Annotated in this window: 17 protein-coding genes; 5 read left to right on the forward strand and 12 right to left on the reverse strand. The window is 71.7% G+C overall.

Annotated features, from left to right (window positions below):
- Positions 1-130 precede the first annotated feature (130 nt).
- A complete protein-coding gene (locus NQV15_RS12080; protein ID WP_232400128.1) occupies positions 131-982 on the forward strand; it encodes an alpha/beta fold hydrolase in 852 nt (283 codons plus the stop codon).
- Here NQV15_RS12080 and NQV15_RS12085 read toward each other — a convergent pair.
- Positions 979-2,646: an FAD-dependent oxidoreductase gene (locus tag NQV15_RS12085; RefSeq protein WP_232400129.1), complete on the reverse strand. Its 1,668-nt coding sequence runs from the start codon at positions 2,644-2,646 to the stop codon at positions 979-981. The genes NQV15_RS12080 and NQV15_RS12085 overlap by 4 nt on opposite strands.
- A 32-nt stretch (positions 2,647-2,678) precedes the next feature.
- Here NQV15_RS12085 and NQV15_RS12090 point away from each other — a divergent pair, with 32 nt between their 5' ends.
- Positions 2,679-3,029, forward strand: a complete 351-nt coding sequence (locus NQV15_RS12090) for a DUF2568 domain-containing protein (RefSeq protein ID WP_232400130.1) — start codon at positions 2,679-2,681, stop codon at positions 3,027-3,029.
- Here the strand turns inward: NQV15_RS12090 and NQV15_RS12095 are convergent.
- The 9 genes from NQV15_RS12095 to NQV15_RS12135 form a co-directional block, all read right to left on the reverse strand.
- Positions 3,026-3,838, reverse strand: coding sequence for a pseudouridine synthase (locus NQV15_RS12095; protein ID WP_232400370.1), 813 nt, complete (start codon positions 3,836-3,838; stop codon positions 3,026-3,028). The two genes, NQV15_RS12090 and NQV15_RS12095, sit on opposite strands and share 4 nt — an antisense overlap.
- A 108-nt stretch (positions 3,839-3,946) precedes the next feature.
- The gene (locus NQV15_RS12100; RefSeq protein WP_232400131.1) at positions 3,947-4,642 is read right to left on the reverse strand and encodes a hypothetical protein; all 696 of its coding nucleotides are present in this window, start codon (positions 4,640-4,642) and stop codon (positions 3,947-3,949) included.
- 16 nt (positions 4,643-4,658) lie between these two features.
- Entirely contained in the window at positions 4,659-6,764 is a 2,106-nt protein-coding gene (ligA, locus tag NQV15_RS12105; protein ID WP_232400132.1) for an NAD-dependent DNA ligase LigA, read from the reverse strand.
- 10 nt (positions 6,765-6,774) lie between these two features.
- A complete protein-coding gene (locus tag NQV15_RS12110; RefSeq protein ID WP_232400133.1) occupies positions 6,775-7,740 on the reverse strand; it encodes a uroporphyrinogen decarboxylase/cobalamine-independent methonine synthase family protein in 966 nt (321 codons plus the stop codon).
- A gap of 91 nt (positions 7,741-7,831) precedes the next feature.
- Complete coding sequence (mnmA, locus tag NQV15_RS12115; RefSeq protein ID WP_232400134.1) at positions 7,832-8,959, reverse strand: tRNA 2-thiouridine(34) synthase MnmA; 1,128 nt, start codon at positions 8,957-8,959, stop codon at positions 7,832-7,834.
- 22 nt (positions 8,960-8,981) lie between these two features.
- The gene (locus tag NQV15_RS12120) at positions 8,982-10,187 is read right to left on the reverse strand and encodes a cysteine desulfurase family protein (protein ID WP_232400135.1); all 1,206 of its coding nucleotides are present in this window, start codon (positions 10,185-10,187) and stop codon (positions 8,982-8,984) included.
- A 57-nt stretch (positions 10,188-10,244) separates the two neighbouring features.
- Positions 10,245-10,475, reverse strand: coding sequence for a hypothetical protein (locus NQV15_RS12125; RefSeq protein WP_232400136.1), 231 nt, complete (start codon positions 10,473-10,475; stop codon positions 10,245-10,247).
- A 118-nt stretch (positions 10,476-10,593) separates the two neighbouring features.
- Entirely contained in the window at positions 10,594-11,622 is a 1,029-nt protein-coding gene (locus NQV15_RS12130) for a hypothetical protein (protein WP_232400137.1), read from the reverse strand.
- Between the two features lie 101 nt (positions 11,623-11,723).
- Complete coding sequence (locus NQV15_RS12135; protein ID WP_232400138.1) at positions 11,724-12,344, reverse strand: hypothetical protein; 621 nt, start codon at positions 12,342-12,344, stop codon at positions 11,724-11,726.
- 112 nt (positions 12,345-12,456) lie between these two features.
- Between NQV15_RS12135 and NQV15_RS12140 the strand changes: the two genes are divergently transcribed.
- The 3 genes from NQV15_RS12140 to NQV15_RS12150 are packed head-to-tail and all read left to right on the forward strand — an operon-like array spanning position 12,457 to position 15,821.
- Entirely contained in the window at positions 12,457-13,365 is a 909-nt protein-coding gene (locus NQV15_RS12140) for an ATP-grasp domain-containing protein (protein WP_232400139.1), read from the forward strand.
- A 3-nt stretch (positions 13,366-13,368) separates the two neighbouring features.
- Positions 13,369-14,646, forward strand: coding sequence for a glycosyltransferase (locus NQV15_RS12145; protein ID WP_232400140.1), 1,278 nt, complete (start codon positions 13,369-13,371; stop codon positions 14,644-14,646).
- Between the two features lie 14 nt (positions 14,647-14,660).
- Complete coding sequence (locus tag NQV15_RS12150; protein ID WP_232400141.1) at positions 14,661-15,821, forward strand: hypothetical protein; 1,161 nt, start codon at positions 14,661-14,663, stop codon at positions 15,819-15,821.
- On the opposite strand, the gene NQV15_RS12155 is transcribed toward NQV15_RS12150, so the two are convergent.
- Complete coding sequence (locus NQV15_RS12155) at positions 15,818-17,485, reverse strand: sensor histidine kinase (protein WP_232400142.1); 1,668 nt, start codon at positions 17,483-17,485, stop codon at positions 15,818-15,820. The genes NQV15_RS12150 and NQV15_RS12155 overlap by 4 nt on opposite strands.
- Positions 17,485-18,561 carry a response regulator gene (locus tag NQV15_RS12160; protein WP_232400143.1) on the reverse strand — a complete coding sequence of 359 codons (1,077 nt, stop codon included), beginning with the start codon at positions 18,559-18,561 and terminating at the stop codon, positions 17,485-17,487. Before NQV15_RS12160 ends, NQV15_RS12155 begins: the two co-directional genes overlap by 1 nt.
- Positions 18,562-18,611: the final 50 nt, after the last annotated feature.

Raw genomic sequence — 18,611 nt, forward strand, 5'->3', positions numbered from 1 at the left:
ACACGTTCCTTGCGAGTGGGTGGTCTTGCAGGCGGGTGGTTCTTCTCCACCATCCTAGTGACCGGGCGACCGTGCTCTTCCCGGGCCATCAAGACCTGCCGAAGCGTGGCATTCCTGACAGGATTGGACGATGACCGACCAGCGAATCGACCAGTTCCGACACGCCGGGCTCACCTTCGACGTGATCGACGGCGGACCGCTCGACGGCACGCCCGTCGTCCTCCTGCACGGCTTTCCGCAGCGTGCGAGCGCGTGGGACGCCGTGTCGCAGCACCTGCACGCCGCTGGGATGCGCACGTACGCGCTGGACCAGCGCGGCTACTCCCCCGGGGCCCGTCCGCGCTCGCGCTTCGGCTACCAGGTGCCTGCCCTCGTCGCCGACGTCAAGGCGCTGATCGACCGGATCGGGACGCCCGTGCACCTCGTCGGCCACGACTGGGGAGCGATCGTGGCCTGGTCGGTCGCGGGCGCCCATCCGGACCTGATCCACTCACTGACCGCGGTCTCGGTGGCCCACCCCGCAGCGTTCGTGAAGTCGCTGACCAGCAGCACTCAAGCGCTCAAGTCGTACTACATGCTGCTGTTCCAGCTCCCGGTCCTGCCGGAGTGGCTGTTGAGCCTCAAGAACGGCCCCGGCGAGATGATGCTGCGGTCGGCGGGCATGAGCACGGAGATGATCGAGACCTTCCGCAGCGAGATCGTCCAGGCCGGCGCACTGAAGGGCGGCCTCGGCTACTACCGGTCGGTGCCGCTGGCCGCCGGCGCGCTGGGCAAGCGCGTGTCGGTGCCGACGACGTACGTGTGGAGCGATCACGATGCCGCCCTCGCCCGACGTGGCGCCGAGCTGACCCCGCAGTTCGTCAGCGGCCCGTACGAGCTGGAGGTCTATCACGGCGTCTCGCACTGGATCCTCGACGAGCGTCCGGCCGAGCTCGCCGCCAGCATCGCCAACCGGGTCCGCTCGGTCGACCGGGCGGCCTAGTCGGGAGCGGGCGCCAGGTGCGCGTGCACCTGCGACACCGCCCCGGCGCCCTCCCCGCTGGCCGAGGCGACGCGCTTCATCGATCCCGCCCGGACGTCGCCGGCGGCGAACACCCCCGGGACGGTCGTCTCCAGTGGCGCCGGGGGGCGCCCGTCGCGCCAGCGGTCCTTGGGGATGTCACGACCGGTCAGCACGAACCCACGGTCGTCCCGGACGACCTCGTCGGGCAGCCAGTCGGTGCCGGGCTCGGCGCCGAGCAGCAGGAACAGGCCGTCGATCGGCATCCGCTGCGGCTCACCGTGCTCACCCTCCAGCAGCACCCACTCCAGTCGACCGTCGCCACCGCCGTCGGTGACCCGTGAACGCGTCGACACCGAGATGTCGTCGTGGGTCGCGATCTCGTCGACCAGATACGACGACATCGTCTCGCCGAGGCTGGGGCGCCGGATCACCATCGTGACGCTGCGGGCGAACCGGGCCAGATGGATAGCGGCCTGCCCGGCGGAGTTGCCGCCGCCGACGATCATGACGTCGCGGCCCTCCATCTCGCGTGCCACGCTCGCCGCCGCGCCGTAGTGGACCCCCGTGCCCACCAGCGCCTCCAGCGCGGGGACGCCGAGGCGGCGGTACCGGACGCCGCACGCGATCAGCACGGACCGTGCCCGGAGCACGCCGTCGCCGTACGAGACCTCATGGACGTCGCCGAGCGTCATCGCGTCGACGGCGTGGCCGGTGAAGATCCGCGCGCCGAACCGGGTCGCCTGCAGGCGGGCGCGGAACGCCAGACGCATGCCGGAGACTCCGCGTGGGAAGCCCAGGTAGTTGCGGATCATCGAGCTGGTGCCGGCCTGGCCGCCGACCGCCTCCGGGTCCAGCACCACGGTGCGCAGCCCTTCGGACGCCCCGTAGACCGCAGCGGCGAGACCCGCGGGGCCGGCGCCGATGATCAGCAGGTCCGCCACGTAGTCATCACCCAGGTCGCGCGGCGAGCCGTAGAAGGCGCTCGCGACGAGCCGCTCCGTCGCCCCCGTGATGGCGGGACGGTCAAAGGCCGCCACCAGCGGCAGCGGTGCGTCCCGGCCCACCTCGGCCAGCAGCTCACGTCCGACCGGGCTGTCGGGCCGGTAGCGCGTCCACGGGGCACCCATCCGGTCCAGGAAGTCGCGGATGCCGGCCACCGCGGGCTGCCGGCCGTCGTCGACGATGCGCACCCCGGCGACCTCCGGTCCCGACGTCGTCGTGGCCCACTCCGACAGGTACTCGGCGATCGCGGTGTGGAACTCCTCGTCGCGCGGGCCCTGCGGGATCAGCAGGTAGGTGTCCAGGCGTCCGACGGCCAGCGCCGGGCGCAGCTCGTCCAGCGCCTCCCGGAACGATGCCATCGAGACCAGGACGATGCGGCGGCTGCTCGGCGAGAGCCTGCGCAGCTCGTCGACCAGCGCGAGCGGGTCCCCCTCGAGGGTGTGGTCCACGCCCAGCAGCGCGATCGGGTGTCCGTCGTGGACCAGCGCGGCGGCGGCGTCCGCAGCGCCGTCGATGCCCTCCAGCGTCCGCACGTCGTAGTCGCGCCAGTATCGGCTGCGGAACTCGTCCTCCAGCGCGTCCCGGTGCGTGCGGGACGAGACGAGCAGGATCACGGGCCGTTGCCGCGGGGACTCGCTCATGGCGCGAAAGTAGCACTCCCTAGGCTGGGTTCATGCCTCCCCAGAAGCCCCAGGACGTAGGACCGCTCGACGCCGTGGCGCTCATCTGCGAGGTCGCGATGGTCGTGCTGCTGGTGCTGGCGGGCCACGGCTTCGCGGACGGGTGGCGTGGTTGGGCGATCGGGGCGTTCCTGGCCTTCGTCGCGGTCGGCATCTGGGCGCAGTGGATGTCGCCGAACTCGGCGCGCCGGCTCGACAACCCGACCCGCGTCATCGTCCAGATCATGCTGTTCGTGACCACCGCCCTGTACGCCGCGGCCGGCGGGCTGGTCTGGCCGGCGCTGGCGTTCGTGGTGATCGCCTCGGCAGTATTCATCGCCGTGGCCATCGACGACGAGAACTAGAGCGGCAGCTCGCGGACGCTGCGGAACTCGCGGGCCGTCCCGTCGATCGGATCGGTGAACGCGACCTCGGCGGCCAGGAGCTGCAACGGGGTGCTGAAGTCGTCGATCGCGATGTCCCGCACCGTCGGGTACAGCGGGTCCCCCACGATCGGGATGCCGAGACCGTTCAGGTGCACGCGCAGCTGGTGGGTGCGCCCCGTCCGCGGGGTCAGCCGGTACACGCCGAGCTCGCCGGTCACGGACTCCAGCTCGACCCGGGTCTCGGCGTTGACCGGGGCGTCCGGCACGACCTCGGCCTGCCAGCTGCCGCGCCGCTTGACGATGTGGTTCGCCACCGTCAGCGGCAGCTCGAGATCGGCACGCAGCGGGGCCAGCGCCCGGTACGTCTTGCGGACCGCGCTGTCCTGGAAGAGCGTCTGGTAGGCACCGCGCCAGCGACGCTCCGTGGCCAGCAGCAGCAGTCCGGACGTGATGCGGTCGAGCCGGTGCAGCGGTGACAGCTCCGGCAGCCCTAGCTCGTCGCGCAGCCGGACGACGACGCTCTGCCGGATGTGCTGGCCGCGCGGGATGGACGACAGGAACGCCGGCTTGTCGACCACGACGAGCCGCTCGTCGCGGTGGACGATGTGCAGGTCACCGGGCACATGGGTCTCGTCGGGCAGGTCGCGGTGGAACCACACGAAGGTGTGCGGCGTGTACGGCTCGTCCTCGGTCACGGGGGTGTTGTCGTCGTGCACGAAGCGCTGCTCGGTCAGCAGCTGTGCGACGTCGACCCGCTCGGGCAGCCGGTGGCGCAGCCACGCACCCATCGTCGGCCACGGGTTCGGCCGGGGGCGGTCACGGTCGGGCGTCCGCAGCCACGCCGCACCGAGTCCGTGGCGGGGCGGCAGCGGCGAGCGAGGAGGCACCCGACGATGTTACGGGTAGCCCACGAAGCCGTCGGGCAGCTCGGGCTCACGCAGCAGCATGCTGCGCACCGGCGGGAGCTCGGCGCGGATCGACTGGTGGAACCGACCCCGGAAGAACACGATGTGGTGCTCGTCGTCCCACCGTGAGCCGATCTGCTCATGCAGCTGGGACAGCGCGTCGGGGGCGTCCGCGAGATGTGCCCGCCACTGCTGCGGCGTGACGTGGACCTGCACGGTGTCGTCGCCGGCCCCCGTGAGCCGGATCAGCCCGTCATCCTCGGTCACCTCGACGCCTGGCCGGCGCAACCCCCCGAGCAGCTGCTGCCAGCAGACCCCGATCCCGGGCACAGCCGCCTCCGCGGACCGGCGACGGCGGCGCGCCCGCAGCGACTCCGGCCGCACCTGCGAGAACCTCCAGCGGGCCAGGACGTAGGCCGCGCAGGACGCCGGGTCGAGCAGATCACTGGCCTCACGCCACGCGCGGTCGAACAACAGGCGTGCCACGACCGTGCGGCGACGCCAGACCGGCCGGCACAGGAACCGGACCGTGACCTCGAGATCGTCGAAGCCGTCGTCGGAGGGCACCAAGCGGACCGCCTCGATGCGGTATCGCTCGCCGTAGCCGTCGCTGCGGTCGATGGCGTCGGCCGGTCCGTCGCCGGCGAAGATCGCCTGCAGCGCCTCGATCAGCTCCCCGTCCGTCATACGCCCAGTATGTCGGTCACGCGTCAGCAGTGGGCGGACCCTCGGCCAGCAGCCTCTCGAAGCCCTCCTCGTCGAGGATCGGCCGGCCCAGATCGCGCGCCTTGTCGGCCTTCGTCCCGGCGTTGTCGCCCACCACGACGTAGTCGGTCTTCTTCGACACCGAGCCGGACGCCTTGCCGCCGTGGGCGATGATCGTCTCCTTGACGGAGTCGCGGGTGAACCGCTCGAGCGAGCCGGTCACGACGATCGTCAGGCCCTCCAGCGTGCGCGGGATCGACTCGTCCCGTTCGTCGGCCATGACGACTCCTGCGTCACGCCACTGCCGGACGATGTCGGCGTGCCAGTCGACGCTGAACCAGTCGACGACCGCCTCGGCGATCGTGGGCCCCACGCCGTCGACGGCCGACAGCGTCTGGACCGGGTCGTCGACCGTGAGGACCTCCTCGATGGCCTCCATCGTGCCGAAGTGGGCCGCGAGCGCGCGGGCGGCAGTCGGGCCGACGTGCCGGATCGACAGGGCCACCAGCACCCGCCACAGCGGCTGGGTCTTGGCGGTCTGCAGATTCTTCAGCAGCGCGATGCCGTTGGCGCTCAGCACGCGGTCGCCGGAGCCGGCCTCGATCTCCTTCTTCTTGGCGGCACGGGTGTACAGCGGCACGCCCATCAGCTGCTCGGCGGTCAGCGCGAACAGGCCGCCCTCGTCGGTGAGCACCCCGGCGTCCAGCAGCGCCGTGGCGCCCTCCCACCCGAAGACCTCGATGTCGAACGCGCCCCGGCCGCCGACGTGCGTGAGCCGCTCGCGCAGCTGGGACGGGCACGAGCGGGTGTTGGGGCAGCGGATGTCCTTGTCGCCCTCACGCGACGGGGCCAGCGGTGTGCCGCACGAGGGGCACTCGGTCGGGAAGACGAACTCGCGCTCGCTGCCGTCGCGCAGCGCCACGACCGGCCCGACGATCTCGGGGATCACGTCGCCCGCCTTGCGCAGCACGACCATGTCGCCGATCCGCACGCCCTTGCGCTTCACCTCGTGCTGGTTGTGCAGCGTGGCCATCTCGACGGTCGAGCCGGCGACCCGGATCGGCTCCATGACGCCGTAGGGGGTGACCCGGCCGGTGCGGCCCACGTTGACCCGGATGTCCAGCAGCCGGGTGTTGACCTCCTCGGGAGGGTACTTCCAGGCGATGGCCCAGCGCGGAGCGCGGGACGTCGCGCCGAGGCGTCGCTGGCGGTCGACCTGGTCGACCTTGACCACGACGCCGTCGATCTCGTGGACCACGTCGTGGCGGTGCTCGCCGTAGTAGGCGATGAACTCCTCGACCGCGGCGAGATCCTTGACCACCTTCGCTCGGTCGCTGGTGGGCAGGCCCCATGCCTTGAGCGCGTCATAGGCCTCGCTCTGCCGCTCGGGGTTGAATCCCTCGCGGTAGCCGAGGCCGTGGCAGACCATCGACAGCGGACGGCTCGCGGTGACCGAGGAGTCCTTCATGCGCAGCGTGCCGGCGGCGGCGTTGCGGGGGTTGGAGAACGGAGTCTTGCCCGACTCGGCCCACGCGGTGTTGAACTCCTCGAATTCCTTGGTCGGGAAGAACACCTCGCCGCGGACCTCTACATAGGCCGGGATCGGGTACTCGTCCGACGGCGTGAGCTCGTGCGGGATGACCTTGATCGTGCGGACGTTGTTCGTGACGTCCTCGCCCACCCGGCCGTCGCCGCGGGTGACACCGCGGGTGAGCCTGCCGTTCTCGTACGTCAGGGAGATCGCCAATCCGTCGACCTTGAGCTCGCAGAGGAACTCGGCGTCGTCGACGCCCTCGCGGATCAACCGGCCGTGCCACGCCTCGAGCTCCTCGATCGAGAAGGCGTTGTCGAGGCTGAGCAGTCGCTCACGGTGCTCGTACGCCGCGAACGAGGACGAGGCGTAGCCGCCGACGGTCTGGGTCGGAGAGTCGGGCGTGCGCAGCTCGGGCAGCTGCTCCTCCAAGCCCTCCAGCTCGCGCATGAGCTGGTCGTACTCGGCATCGGAGATCGTCGGCGAGTCCTCGACGTAGTACCGCTCGCGATGCTCCATGAGCGTCTCCGCGAGCTCCTTGTGCCGCTGCCTCAGCTCGTCGTCATTGCCCATGGACCCGACTTTATCGCCGGTCGGCGACACTCTGCGCGGCGGCGAGCGCGTCCCCCGCCCACTGGGGCGACGCCCCGGCCAGACCGCAGGTCGGCGTCACGACGAGGCGGCCGTCGTACGTCTCCTCGCCGAAGCCGAAGTGGCCGAAGAAGGTCTGGATCCGCTCGACCAGGGCCTTGTGCGAGATGGCCGTGTCAGTCGAGGGGACGACGCCGAACCACAGGTCGACGCCCTTCTCGAAGGTCTCGGCCCACACGTCGTCGGGACGGATCAGCCCGAGGTCGAACGAGATCGCGGTGAACCCCGCGCCGGCGAGCAGCTCGACCGGGACGTCGGTGGCGCACGAGTGGACGACCGGGCGTGCGCCGGCGTCGATGATCACCTCGACGACACCCCGCAGCAGCGCGTCGGCCTCCGGCGGGTGGACGGTGCGGTGGCTCCCCCAACCACTGGCGGTCGGGACGCGGCCGGCCAGGACGGCGGTGATCGCCGGCTCGTCGACCTGCACGATGACCTCGGACCCGGCGAATCGTCGGCGGACGTCCGCGAGGTGGGAGCGCAGCCCTTCGGCCAGCGACTGGCTCAGCTCGCGGCGTGCTCCATGGTCGGCCAGCATCTTGTCGCCGCGCGGGCGCTCGACGGTGGCGGCCAGCGTGAGCGGTCCGGTGATCTGGATCTTGATCGGTCCGGTGTGCTCCTGGGTCATCTCCTCGGCGAGGTCCAGATCCTGGGCCAGGAGCGAGCGGGCCCGGCGGATGTCGCCTCCCTCCCCCACGCCGACGCGCCAGCCATCGGGCTGCAGGTCGGCCTCCAGCCCCTCCAGCACCGCGAGGGTCCGGCCGATCATGCCGGCGTGGACGCCGCGGGCCGGGAGCTCGGGGACGTACGGCAGGTCGCCGACCGTGTCGAGCACGATGCGCAGCGACTCCGCGAAGTCCGTGCCGGGCATCGATCCGATGCCGGTCGCCAGTGCCATGTAGTCCTATTTTCTGTCTTGGGCGGTGTCTGAGCCACGTATCCAGCTCCCGATAGGTGTGTCAAGCACCGCTCCGGAGCGAGATAGGTGGCTAGTGCACCGCCACACGGGTGGTGGCGGAGATCGTGGCGGAGCCGACGACGCGGGTGCCGGCGTAGATGACACACGCCTGGCCGGGGGCGATGCCGCTGGCCGGGTCGATCAGGTCGACGTGGACGGTGGTTTCGACAGGCTCAACCGGCGTGGTTTCGACAGGCTCAACCGGCGCGACGGTGACCCGGGCGCGGTGCTCATCGCCGTGGGCGCGCAGCTGGACGGTGCAGTCCAGCGGCTCGGTCGGGGCGGTGCCGCACCACAAGGGCTTGACGCACTCCAGCGCGTCCACCGACAGTGCCTCGCGGGAGCCGACCGTGACCGTGCCGCTGACCGGCTCGATGTCCAGGACGAACCGCGGCTTGCCGTCGTCGGCCGGCACGCCCAGGCGCAGGCCGCGGCGCTGGCCGATCGTGAACGCGTACGCGCCGTCGTGCTCGCGCAGCACCGTGCCGTCCTCGTCGACGATCGACCCGGGCTTGGGGCCGAGCTTCTCGGCGAGCCAGCCGGCGTTGTCGCCGTCGGGGATGAAGCAGATGTCGTGGCTGTCGGGCTTCTGCGCGACCTGGATGCCGCGGGCGGCGGCCTCGGCCCGCACGACGTCCTTGGTGGTGTCGCCCAGCGGGAACAGCGAGTGCGCCAGCTGCTCCTGGGTCAGGACGCCCAGCACGTACGACTGGTCCTTGCCCATGTCGATCGCGCGATGCATCTCGATCGTCCCGTCGGGGGCGGTCTCGAGCTGCGCATAGTGCCCGGTCGCCACGGCGTCAAAGCCCAGCGCCATAGCGCGGTCGAGCACGGCGGCGAACTTGATCTTCTCGTTGCAGCGCAGGCACGGGTTCGGGGTGCGTCCGGCGGTGTACTCGGCGATGAAGTCGTCGACGACGTGATCGGCGAACTCCTCGCTCATGTCCCACACGTAGAACGGGATGCCCAGCGCATCGGCCGCGCGGCGCGCGTCGCCGGCATCCTCGATCGAGCAGCAGCCGCGGGCGCCGGAGCGGTACGAGCGGGGGTTGCGGCTCAGCGCCAGGTGCACGCCGGTCACGTCGTGGCCGGCGTCGACCGCACGGGCAGCGGCCACGGCCGAGTCGACGCCGCCGGACATCGCCGCGACGATTCTCATCGGTGCCTCCGGCACGGGGCCCTCACGAGCCGCTCCGCACCAGCGATGCCCGCAGGGCGCGCTGGCGCACCGCCGGCAGCGCCTCCAGCAGGCGGTCGACATCGGCCTCGGTCGAGGTGTGCCCGAGGCTGAAGCGCAGCGACCCACGGGCGGCGGTGTCGTCGTAGCCCATCGCGAGCAGCACGTGGCTGGGCTGCGGCACGCCGGCGGCGCACGCCGATCCGGTCGAGCACTCGATGCCCTGCGCGTCCAGCAGCATCAGCATCGCGTCGCCCTCGCACCCGGGGAACGTCACGTGCGCGATGTTGGGCAGGCGGTGATCGGGTCCCGGCTCGGGATCGCCGTTGACGATCGCATCGGGCACGACCCGCACGACGCCCTCGACCAGGCGGCGGCGCAATGTCTCGATGCGTTCCACGGTCTCGGCCTGACGGGCGATCGTGACGTCGACCGCCTTGGCGAACGCGGCGATCAGCGGGACGCTGACGGTGCCGGAGCGCAGGTCGCGCTCCTGCCCGCCGCCGTGCAGCAAGGGTGTCGCGTCGATCTCGCGGCGGATGATCAAGGCGCCCACGCCGACCGGTCCGCCCAGCTTGTGGGCGGTCACCGTCATGGCGTCCAGGCCGCTCGCGGCGAAGTCCAGAGGCACGTAGCCAGCGGCCTGCACCGCGTCGCTGTGCACCGGGATGCCGTGCGCCCGGGCGATCTCCACGACGTCCGCGATCGGCTGGATCGTGCCCATCTCGTTGTTGGCCCACATCGTGGTGACCGCCGAGACGCTGGACGGCTCGCGCTCGACGGCGGCACGCAGCGCGTCGACCAGGATGCGTCCCTGCTTGTCGACGGGGGTCATCTCGACCTCGGCGCCCTCGTGCTTGGCCAGCCAGGTGACGGGGTCGAGCAGTGCGTGGTGCTCGATCGAGCTGAAGACGATGCGGTGGCGTGCCGAGTCCTGCGCCAGCCGCGACCAGTACAGGCCCTTGATGGCCAGGTTGTTGGCCTCGGTGCCGCCGGAGCAGAACACGACCTCGCTGGGACGGGCGCCGAAGCGCTCCGCGATCAGCTCACGGGCCTCCTCGACCGTCCGGCGGGCAGCCCGGCCGGAGGCGTGCAGCGACGATGCGTTGCCGGTGATGGCCATCTGCTCGGCCATCGCCGCGATCGCCTCGGGGACCATCGGCGTGGTCGCCGCATGGTCGAGGTAGACCGTTCCGTCCGAGTCGTTCATCGCCCCCCAGCGTATCCCGCGTCCGTACACGCGTGCGCGCCCGTCGGGCAGCGAACGTCAGGACGAAGCCGCGACGGGCAGCAGGGAGATCAGCACGAACAGCAGGACGAAGGTGACCAGCACTCCGCCGAAGACGGTCAGCCAGGGATGCCGGTACGTCCACGGCAGGAGTCCGGGGGCGCGGCGCTGCCACGCACGGGCGTCCATGAACCCCGTCGCGGTGTCGACACCGATGATCGAGACCAGCTCGTCGAGGACAGCAGGACTCCACGAGCCGCTGTCGAGCATGATGCGGCGCCGCCCGCCGCGGCGGTGCCGATGCCCAGCGCACACGCCAGGACCTGTCGCAGGACCGCGCGGTCCGACCGGAGCTCCCGCACCGCGGGCCCGATCACCCGTCGGCGGTTCAGGAGGCGCCCTTGACGAGGGCCTGAGACTCGCGCACCGGGACATTGGTGGTCGAGTCCATCACCACGCCGTCCAGCTGCTGCTCACCGGCCGGCACTCCCGGACCGGTGCCACGCCAGGACGCTGTCCATGCGACGGTCGCCCGCACCGGAAATCCGCCCTCGTACGCCGTCGAGGCACGCTGGAAGGTCAGCGTGCAGGCCGAGCTCTGTGGCGTCCCGCTCGCATAGACGGTCCGGGCCTGGGCGATCGAGCACGACGCGGCACCCGCCGGTGAGGCGATCTGCAGCTTGCTGGCCTTGGCCGTCACCGTCACCGTCATCTGCTGCCCGCCGGCATCGGCAGTAGCGGTCACCCTTCGCTCGCCGCCCGCATCGCCCACGGCCGGCTCCGGGTTGGTGACCCAGAACCACGTCGGGAGATTGACCAGGGTGCCGCCACCGAGCGAGTCAGCCTTGGGATTCCAGTTGAGCTCCGGCCCTTCGAGGTCGATGTTCTCCATCGCGACGTCGGCCATCTCCTCGGGATCCGGAATGGGCTCAGGCGGGTTTCCGGGCTCGAACGGGCGCAGGAGGAGACCGATGAACAGTCCGCGGTAGGGACCGGAGAAGTCGTTGCACCCCGCGGCCTCGAGCTGTGCGGGACTCGCCGTCGGGCTGGTCTTGCGCTGGTACCACTCGAAGGTCTTGCCGGCCTCCTCGTCCTTCTTCAGCTGGTCGAGGGCCTTCTGATCGAGGTTGATGCCGAACATGACCTGGAAGATCAGAGCGATGCTCTCGATGCTGTCGCCGCTGACGTCGCTCTTCTCCCACCAGCAGATGGCGGGTGCACTCACGGTGGTCGTGCCGCTGCGACCGCCCTTGACGTGGCCGCTGACGCGGATCTCCGCCCTGGCCTCGAGGTTGCCCGGCCCGGCCGTGCCTCCGGGACCAGCCTTGTCGGCCGAGACGGGCGACGACAGGGCCGCGGCGCCGAGCGCCCCGACGGACACGGCCGTGGCCATGCGGATGAGCAGACGAGTCTTCATGTTCTTCCCCCGGAGCATGTGCGATCTCCCCTGAAATCGCAGCTGCTCCGATGATGCCAGCCCCTGACCGCCCTGTCGATCCGTGGTGGCGTGAAGACTCCTCAGCTGCGGCAGTCCTGTTGGCGACGCTCCGTCGTCAGACCGGTCACGAGCCACCGTCCGTCCTTGCGGGTCAGTTGGGCGATGATCGAGTAGAACGGCGTGACCTCCTCGACGGGCTTGCCCGCGGCATCGACCTCGAACGTGAAGTTCTCCGAGCAGTCCCGGATCACGGCCGCGTCGCCCTTGACCCCGACTGCCAGCACGTGGTCACGCGTCCAACCGACGCTGCGATGGTTCTTGGTCTTGAGCTGGTTGAGGTAGTCGAGCACATCGGTCAGGGGCTTGCCCCGGGCCTGGTCGAGGCCCGGCGCAGGCTCGAGCTTGTCGTACGTCGCGGAGACCGCCTGCCAGTACGTCATCCACGCGTCGACGGCAGCCTTCTCGTCTGCTGTCTTGGCCACGCTGCTGCCGAGCACTGCCACGGCGACCTTGGCCGCCTCCGGAGTGGTGGTGGGCAGGGGGGCGTCGGTGGTCGCCGAAGGAGTCGGCGAAGGAGTCGCCGAGGCGGACGGACTGGCGGACTTCACGGGCTTGATCGCCTCGGACTCGTCGCTTCCCCCGCAGGCCGACAGAGCCAGGACCGGGACGATGACCAGTGTGGACAGGACTCGACGGCGCACATTTCCCCCTGAGATGACGACCAACTGTCGCGATCACCCTAATACAGGACAGCGCGCCTGCGGGCTCATCGTCGTCTGAGCGCGGCACGGCCCCCGTGGCTAAACTCGGTGGATGAGCGCACCCTCGGAGCGCACGACCATGCTCGTCACCGGCGCGGCCGGACCGGCGGGGCGCGCACTCGGCGTCCAGGCGCTGGCGCAGGCCGACAGGGGTGGGGGTCCGCGCCTGGTGGGCGTCGACCTCGCGCCGACCGACGTCCCCGGGTACGACGCGGTCCTGCCGGCGGTGGGCGCGCTCGACCCGGCGTACGACCAGGACATGCGCGACCTGGTGGCGCGGCTGCGTCCCGACCTCGTCGTCCCCACCGTCGCCGAGGAGCTGCCCCGGCTCGCCGTCCTCGGCCTGGCGACGGGGATGGGCGCGGGGCTGGTGCTCTCGGCGCCGGGCCCGGTCGCCGTCGCCGCCGACAAGCTGCTCACCATGTGGGCGCTGGCCGAGCGCGGCGTCGCGGTGCCGCCGCACGCCACCGTGGCGGAGGTGGGCTCGGCGGCCGACGCCGTGTCCTGGGGCGGCGGCCTCGTCGTGGTGAAGCCGCGGGTGAGCCGCGGTGGTCGCGGCGTGCACGTCGTCGAGGACGGGGGCGACCCGGTGTGGGACTCGCTCGACGCGACGTGGCTGGTCCAGGGCTACGCGCCGGGCGTCGAGTACAGCCCCCAGGTCTACCGCTCGCCGCACACCGGCAGGTGCCGGGTCGTGGTGCTGCGCAAGACCGAGCTCAAGCAGGGCCGGGTGGGCAACGCGGCGGCGGTCGAGCGCCTGCCCGACGACGCCGAGCCCGACGTGGCCGCGCTGGCCGTCCGCACGGTGGAGGCGCTGGACCTGGTGGGTCCGGTCGACATGGACGTGCGGAGGGCGGGCGACGGGACCCCCGTGGTGCTCGAGGTCAACAGCAGGTTCGGCGCGCTGTCCGCCCACGCCCCAGAGGTCCTCGAGGACGTGCTCGTCGAGTGGTCGGGCTGATCCGTGATCGCCTTCGTGGCGGCGCTGGTCCTCGTGCTGCTCGTGCCGCTCGCCGCCGCCGGGATCGTGCGTCTCGGGATGGTGCCGTTCGCCCTCGTCTTCGAGGTCCGCGCCCGGCGCAGCGGCCTCGGGCCGGGCGGCTACGGCCCGATGTTCACCGAGGCGCCGCGACTGACCGTGGTGGTGCCGGCCTTCGAGGAGGCGCGCGTCATCGACCAGTGCGTACGCTCCATCGCCCGCAGCGACTATCCCCACCTGGAGATCGTGTGCGTCGACGACGGCTCCACCGACGACACCTTCGCGCGAATGCAGCAGCTGGCCGCCGACCACCCGGGCGTCGTGCGGGCGCTGCGGCAGGCCAACGCAGGCAAGGGCGCAGCCCTCAACACCGGGATCGCTGCGGCCGCCGGTGAGGTCCTCGTGCTCGTCGACGCCGACGGTGTCTTCCGCCCCGACACCCTGACGATGCTGCTGCAGGGCTTCCGCAACCCGCGCATCGGCGCGGTGTGCGGCAACGACAGGCCGGTGAACCTCGACCGGACGCTCACCCGCCTCCTCTCCGTCATCAGTCACGTCGGCACCGGGCTGATGCGTCGCGGTCTCGACGTGCTCGGTTGCCTGCCGGTCGTGTCCGGCAACATCGGCGCCTATCGTCGCGACGTGCTCGACCGGGTGGGGCCGCTGCGCACGGACACGCTGGGCGAGGACCTGGAGCTGACCTGGCGGGTCCACCGGGCGGGCTTCCAGGTGGCGTTCGCGCCGCAGGCCGTGGTGTACGCCGAGTCGCCCTCCACCCTGCGAGGGCTGTGGCGGCAGCGGGTGCGGTGGGCGCGGGGACTGCTGCAGACCATCGAGATGCACTGGCCGATGGTGGGCAACCCCCGGTACGGCACCTTCGGCGTCTACCTGCTCTTCAACATCGTCACCCAGGTGATCGCGCCCTTCCTGCAGCTGTCGGCCGCGGTGGGCGTGGGCTGGCTCCTCGCCGTGGACGGCACCGACTGGCTGCCACAGGCCTGGTGGGCGTGGGTGCTGCTGCTGGGGGTGCCGACGTCGCTGGCGCTGCTGGCGCTCGCGCTGGCGCTCGACCGGGCAGTCGACGACCTGCGCCACCTCTGGACGGTCCCGCTGTGGCCGCTCTACTCGACCCTGATGACCTTCGTCGTGCTGGACGCCGTACGGCTCGAGCTCGGGAACGCGGAGAACCGATGGAACAAACTGGAACGGACCGGAACGGTCTCGGTGCGGGGACTGAGCGACAACGATGGCCGTGGCTCCTGATCGTCGTGGGCATCGTGACCACCTCCGTGGTCGCCGCCCTGGCGATCTCGCAGCCGTGGGAGACGACCAGCCCCACCGCGTCGGGCAAGGACACCACGTCGGTGCCCCCGATGCGCCCCTCCCTGGTCCCCGACAAGACCCGGTCGGTGAGCGTCGACTTCGCGACCGTCGTCGACCCGGACACCAACTGGTCGCAGGTCGCCGGCCGGCTCGACGAGGCGGGCGCCAACGCGGTCGAGCTCAACGCCGGGCGGATCGAGTTCACCGCCTTCGACTGGAAGGCCCATCCCGCGGCGGCCGCCGAGCCCGGCACCGACCACCTGGCCCGGGCGGCCCGGGACCTCCACCGGGCGGCGGACGGGTCGAACCGCCAGGTCGGCCTGATCGTCGACGCCATGGCACCGAACTGGCTGGCGGACCACCCGCGCGCCGCCGGGGTCTCCATCGACGGACGCCGGGCGGTCTACCAGGCCTCGGCCAGCCAGCTCGTCCACGGCGAGGTCGGCCGACGCCTGGTCGACTTCGTCGGCGCGCTCTGCGAGCGCTACGACCCCGCCCAGATCTCGATCACCGAGCTGTTCCTCAACGGCTACACCTTCGGCAGCGACGACCGGCGACTCTTCAAGCAGATGACCGGCCGCAGCGACTGGCCGCGCACCAGCGACGGGTCGATCAACGAGGAGGCGTCCAGCATCAAGGCGTGGCGCGCGGCGGTGATCGCCGACCTGCTCGGGCGGATGCGGAAGCGGATGGACGCCACCCGGGACGGTGCGGGGTCGCGGGTCGGCCTCGCGATGGACGTACGGATCAACTGGAAGCACCCGGCCCGCGGCGACCTGATCAGCGGCCACGACTACGCCGTCCTGCTCGGCCAGTTCGAGCGCCTGATCCTGTGGGCCTACCTCTACCGCACCCACCGCTCGAAGGACCTCGAGCAAGTGCTCGACCGGCTGGAGCAGACCGGGCTCGACATGTCGCGGCTGACCGTGTCGGTCGGGGTCTGGGATCGACCGCCCGGTCCGCGGGTCCGACCGATCAGCACGTCGCGGTTCGTCGCCGCGCTGCGGGCCGCGGAGACCCACGGGATCACCTCGGTCAACGTGACGCCGTTGTCGCTGATGTCCGATCCCTACTGGAAGGCGCTCGCCTCGGTGTGGAACCCCGACGGCACCTAGCCCTCGTGGTCGGCGCGGGCCGCGGCGTCGGGCAGCCGGACGACGACCTCCGTGCCGCGTCCGGGCTCGCTGTCGATCGTGAGCGTGCCGCGGTGCTCCGACACGAGCGCCTGGACGAGCGTGAGGCCGAGCCCGACGCCCGCGATCCGGCGACGGCGGCTCTCGCGCGAGCGGTAGAAGGGCTCGGTGATGCGGCGCAGCTCGTCCGGTTCGATCCCGGCGCCGTCGTCGGCGACCCGGATCCGTGCGCCGCGTCCGCCGTCGGGCGCGGGCTCGGCCACCACCTCGACCCGGACCTGCCCGCCGGCGTGGCTGAACTTGACGGCGTTCGTGAGGAGGTTGTCGACGACCTGGCCGAGCCGCTGCGGGTCCGAGACGAGCGGCACGCGGTCGTCGCCGGACAGCTCCAGCGCCACGTCGGCGGCGTCCGCGATCGGCCGGACGCTGGCGAGCGCCGCCCGCACGACCTCGACGGCGTCGACCTCCTCGTGGGCCATCCGCTCGCCGGCCGCCAGGCGGGCGCTGAGGAGCAGGTCGTCGACGAGGCCACGGAGGCGGCGGGCGTTGCGGGCCAGCACCTCGACGTACTCGCGCTGCTCCGTCGTGAGCGCAGCGGGCTCGAGCCGCAGCAGGTCGACGTAGCCGAGGATCGAGACCAGCGGCGTGCGCAGCTCGTGGGTGACCAGTCCGATGAACTGCTCCTGCCGCTCCTCCTCCTCCTCGCGCGCGGTCACGTCGGTCGCGACGACGAGGTAGCCCTCCGGCGGGGCCGGGCCCGGCCCCGAGCCCGGCTCCGACGCAGGCTCCGAGGCGTTGCCCGGTCGGGGCGTCACGACGTACTCCACGACACGCGCCGAACCGCCGATCGACCGTCGCCACTGCGAGACGTGCGAGCCGCCGTCGGCCGCCGCCCCGACGAGCCCGGCCAGCGATGCGCCGTCCTCGCCCATCAGCCGGGTCAGCTCGGTGCCCACCAGGCGGTCGGCGGGAGCCTCGAAGAGCCGCTCGGCACCGCTGCTCGCCGCCACCAGGCGGCCGGTCGCGTCGGTCGCTATGATCGCCTGCTCGGACGCGGCGGACATGATGCTGCGCATCAGGTCCTCGGCCGCCGCCAGGCTGCGCTCGTGCCGGCGGACGGTGGAGATCATCGCGTGGCTGTGGACCATCAGGGCGCAGATCATCAGCGCGGTGACCACGCCGTGCAGCACGGGGTAGAACCGGTCTTCGGCGAGGAACACCGGGGCGAAGCAGGCGAGGGTGACGGTGAGGAGTCCCGCCAGGAGCGGGAGGAGGCCGGGGACCAGCGCGAGAGCGATGCCGGGGACGAAGAGCAGCACGGCGACCGAGCCGGTTCGGTCCCCGCTGCCGAGGTCGAGCAGGGACACCGCGAGGATCTGGCCGAGGGGGAGCAGCAGCATCCACTCGCGCGACCAGCGCGCCGGCCGCGCCAGGCTCGCCAGCGCCTGGACCGTGAGGCTCACCGCGACCGCGGCGACGACGAGCGGGGCGCGAGTGGGCAAGGGGATCTTGGAGACGATCAGGGCCACCAGGACGACCAGCAGGGTGAACGGCAGGTGGCGCCACCCCGATGCGTCCGGCGTCGGCCACGCGTCGGCGACCCGGCGGGTCAGCTCGCGCACCCGCGTGCCGCCCACCGTGGGCATCAGCCGACGCCGCCGTGGGCGGTGTCCGCCGCGGAGTCGTCCACGGCCTGCGTCGCCCGCACCGTGGTCGTGGCGCGCACCGTCTGGGTCACCCGGACGGTCTCGAGCGGCTCCGCCTCCAGGGCTCTGCTGAAGCGGGCCCAGTAGCGCGCGGTCGCGCGGACCACGTCGGGCTGGATGTAGTCGCGATGCCTCTGCGAGACGAAGGCGGCGAGCATCTCGAGCTTGGTGTCGACGAAACCGTCGACGGTGACGAAGCGGTTGGGCCGGAAGTCGACGGTGGACGACGGGCTCTGGAAGCACCACAGGTCCGCCACCGACCGCGCGCCGACCTCCACGGCGTCGTGCACGGCGCGGTGGTCCTGGTGGCGGTCGTGCATGCCATGGGTGTAGATGCGGTCGGGGTCGACCTCCGCGACGGTCTGCTCGACGGCCCCGATGAGGCCGTCCGCGGGTGACATCCGGGTGTCGGCGAAGTCCAGGTGGATCAGCCGAGCGCCGACCACGGCGGCCGCGTGCATCGCCTCCTGGTGGCGGACGTCGGCGCTCCCACCGACCGCGCCGCCGGACAGGATGAGCGTGGTGAGCTCGTCGCCGGCCGCCGCGTGGGCCGCGAGCGTCGCACCCACCCCGAGCTCGACGTCGTCGGGGTGCGCACCGATCGCCAGCACCCGCAGCCTCGACGGGGCCTGGCGGCTGCGGGCCAGCTGCGCCAGCTCGCGGACCCGCCTGACCAGCTCCTCGGCCCCGATCGGCTTGGCGATGAAGTCATCGGCGTCCTCGCGGAGCGCCTCGACAGCGTGGTCGAAGGTCGGGTAGGCGGTGAGGATCAGGATCGCGATGCTCGGGTTGAGCGCGCGGAACTCCGGCAGCACCTGCAACCCCGAGCGGCCCGGGAGCCGGATGTCGGCCACGAGCACGTCGTAGCCGTGCCGCCGCATCGCCGCGACGGCCTCGTCGGCCGTGCCCGCCAGGTCGACCTCCATCCCGCCGTGTCGCTGGAGGCTGGCACGCATGAAGTTGGCCGCGTCGCGGTCGTCCTCGAGCACGAGCACCCGGATCGCTGCCTCGGCCATGGTTTCCCCTCGCGGACGACGTGGTTCCACGGTACCGCGGCCCCCTTGCC

This window comes from Aeromicrobium wangtongii, from assembly GCF_024584515.1.
In the GTDB taxonomy this organism is placed as follows: domain Bacteria; phylum Actinomycetota; class Actinomycetes; order Propionibacteriales; family Nocardioidaceae; genus Aeromicrobium; species Aeromicrobium wangtongii.

Bases quoted from the DNA above. Each gene is read 5' to 3' on its own strand.
- NQV15_RS12080 (WP_232400128.1), top strand. From the start codon at position 131: ATGACCGACCAGCGAATCGACCAGTTCCGACACGCCGGGCTCACCTTC.
- NQV15_RS12085 (WP_232400129.1), bottom strand. From the start codon at position 2,646: ATGAGCGAGTCCCCGCGGCAACGGCCCGTGATCCTGCTCGTCTCGTCC.
- NQV15_RS12090 (WP_232400130.1), top strand. From the start codon at position 2,679: ATGCCTCCCCAGAAGCCCCAGGACGTAGGACCGCTCGACGCCGTGGCG.
- NQV15_RS12095 (WP_232400370.1), bottom strand. From the start codon at position 3,838: ATGGGTGCGTGGCTGCGCCACCGGCTGCCCGAGCGGGTCGACGTCGCA.
- NQV15_RS12100 (WP_232400131.1), bottom strand. From the start codon at position 4,642: ATGACGGACGGGGAGCTGATCGAGGCGCTGCAGGCGATCTTCGCCGGC.
- ligA (WP_232400132.1), bottom strand. From the start codon at position 6,764: ATGGGCAATGACGACGAGCTGAGGCAGCGGCACAAGGAGCTCGCGGAG.
- NQV15_RS12110 (WP_232400133.1), bottom strand. From the start codon at position 7,740: ATGGCACTGGCGACCGGCATCGGATCGATGCCCGGCACGGACTTCGCG.
- mnmA (WP_232400134.1), bottom strand. From the start codon at position 8,959: ATGAGAATCGTCGCGGCGATGTCCGGCGGCGTCGACTCGGCCGTGGCC.
- NQV15_RS12120 (WP_232400135.1), bottom strand. From the start codon at position 10,187: ATGAACGACTCGGACGGAACGGTCTACCTCGACCATGCGGCGACCACG.
- NQV15_RS12125 (WP_232400136.1), bottom strand. From the start codon at position 10,475: ATGCTCGACAGCGGCTCGTGGAGTCCTGCTGTCCTCGACGAGCTGGTC.
- NQV15_RS12130 (WP_232400137.1), bottom strand. From the start codon at position 11,622: ATGAAGACTCGTCTGCTCATCCGCATGGCCACGGCCGTGTCCGTCGGG.
- NQV15_RS12140 (WP_232400139.1), top strand. From the start codon at position 12,457: ATGAGCGCACCCTCGGAGCGCACGACCATGCTCGTCACCGGCGCGGCC.
- NQV15_RS12155 (WP_232400142.1), bottom strand. From the start codon at position 17,485: ATGCCCACGGTGGGCGGCACGCGGGTGCGCGAGCTGACCCGCCGGGTC.
- NQV15_RS12160 (WP_232400143.1), bottom strand. From the start codon at position 18,561: ATGGCCGAGGCAGCGATCCGGGTGCTCGTGCTCGAGGACGACCGCGAC.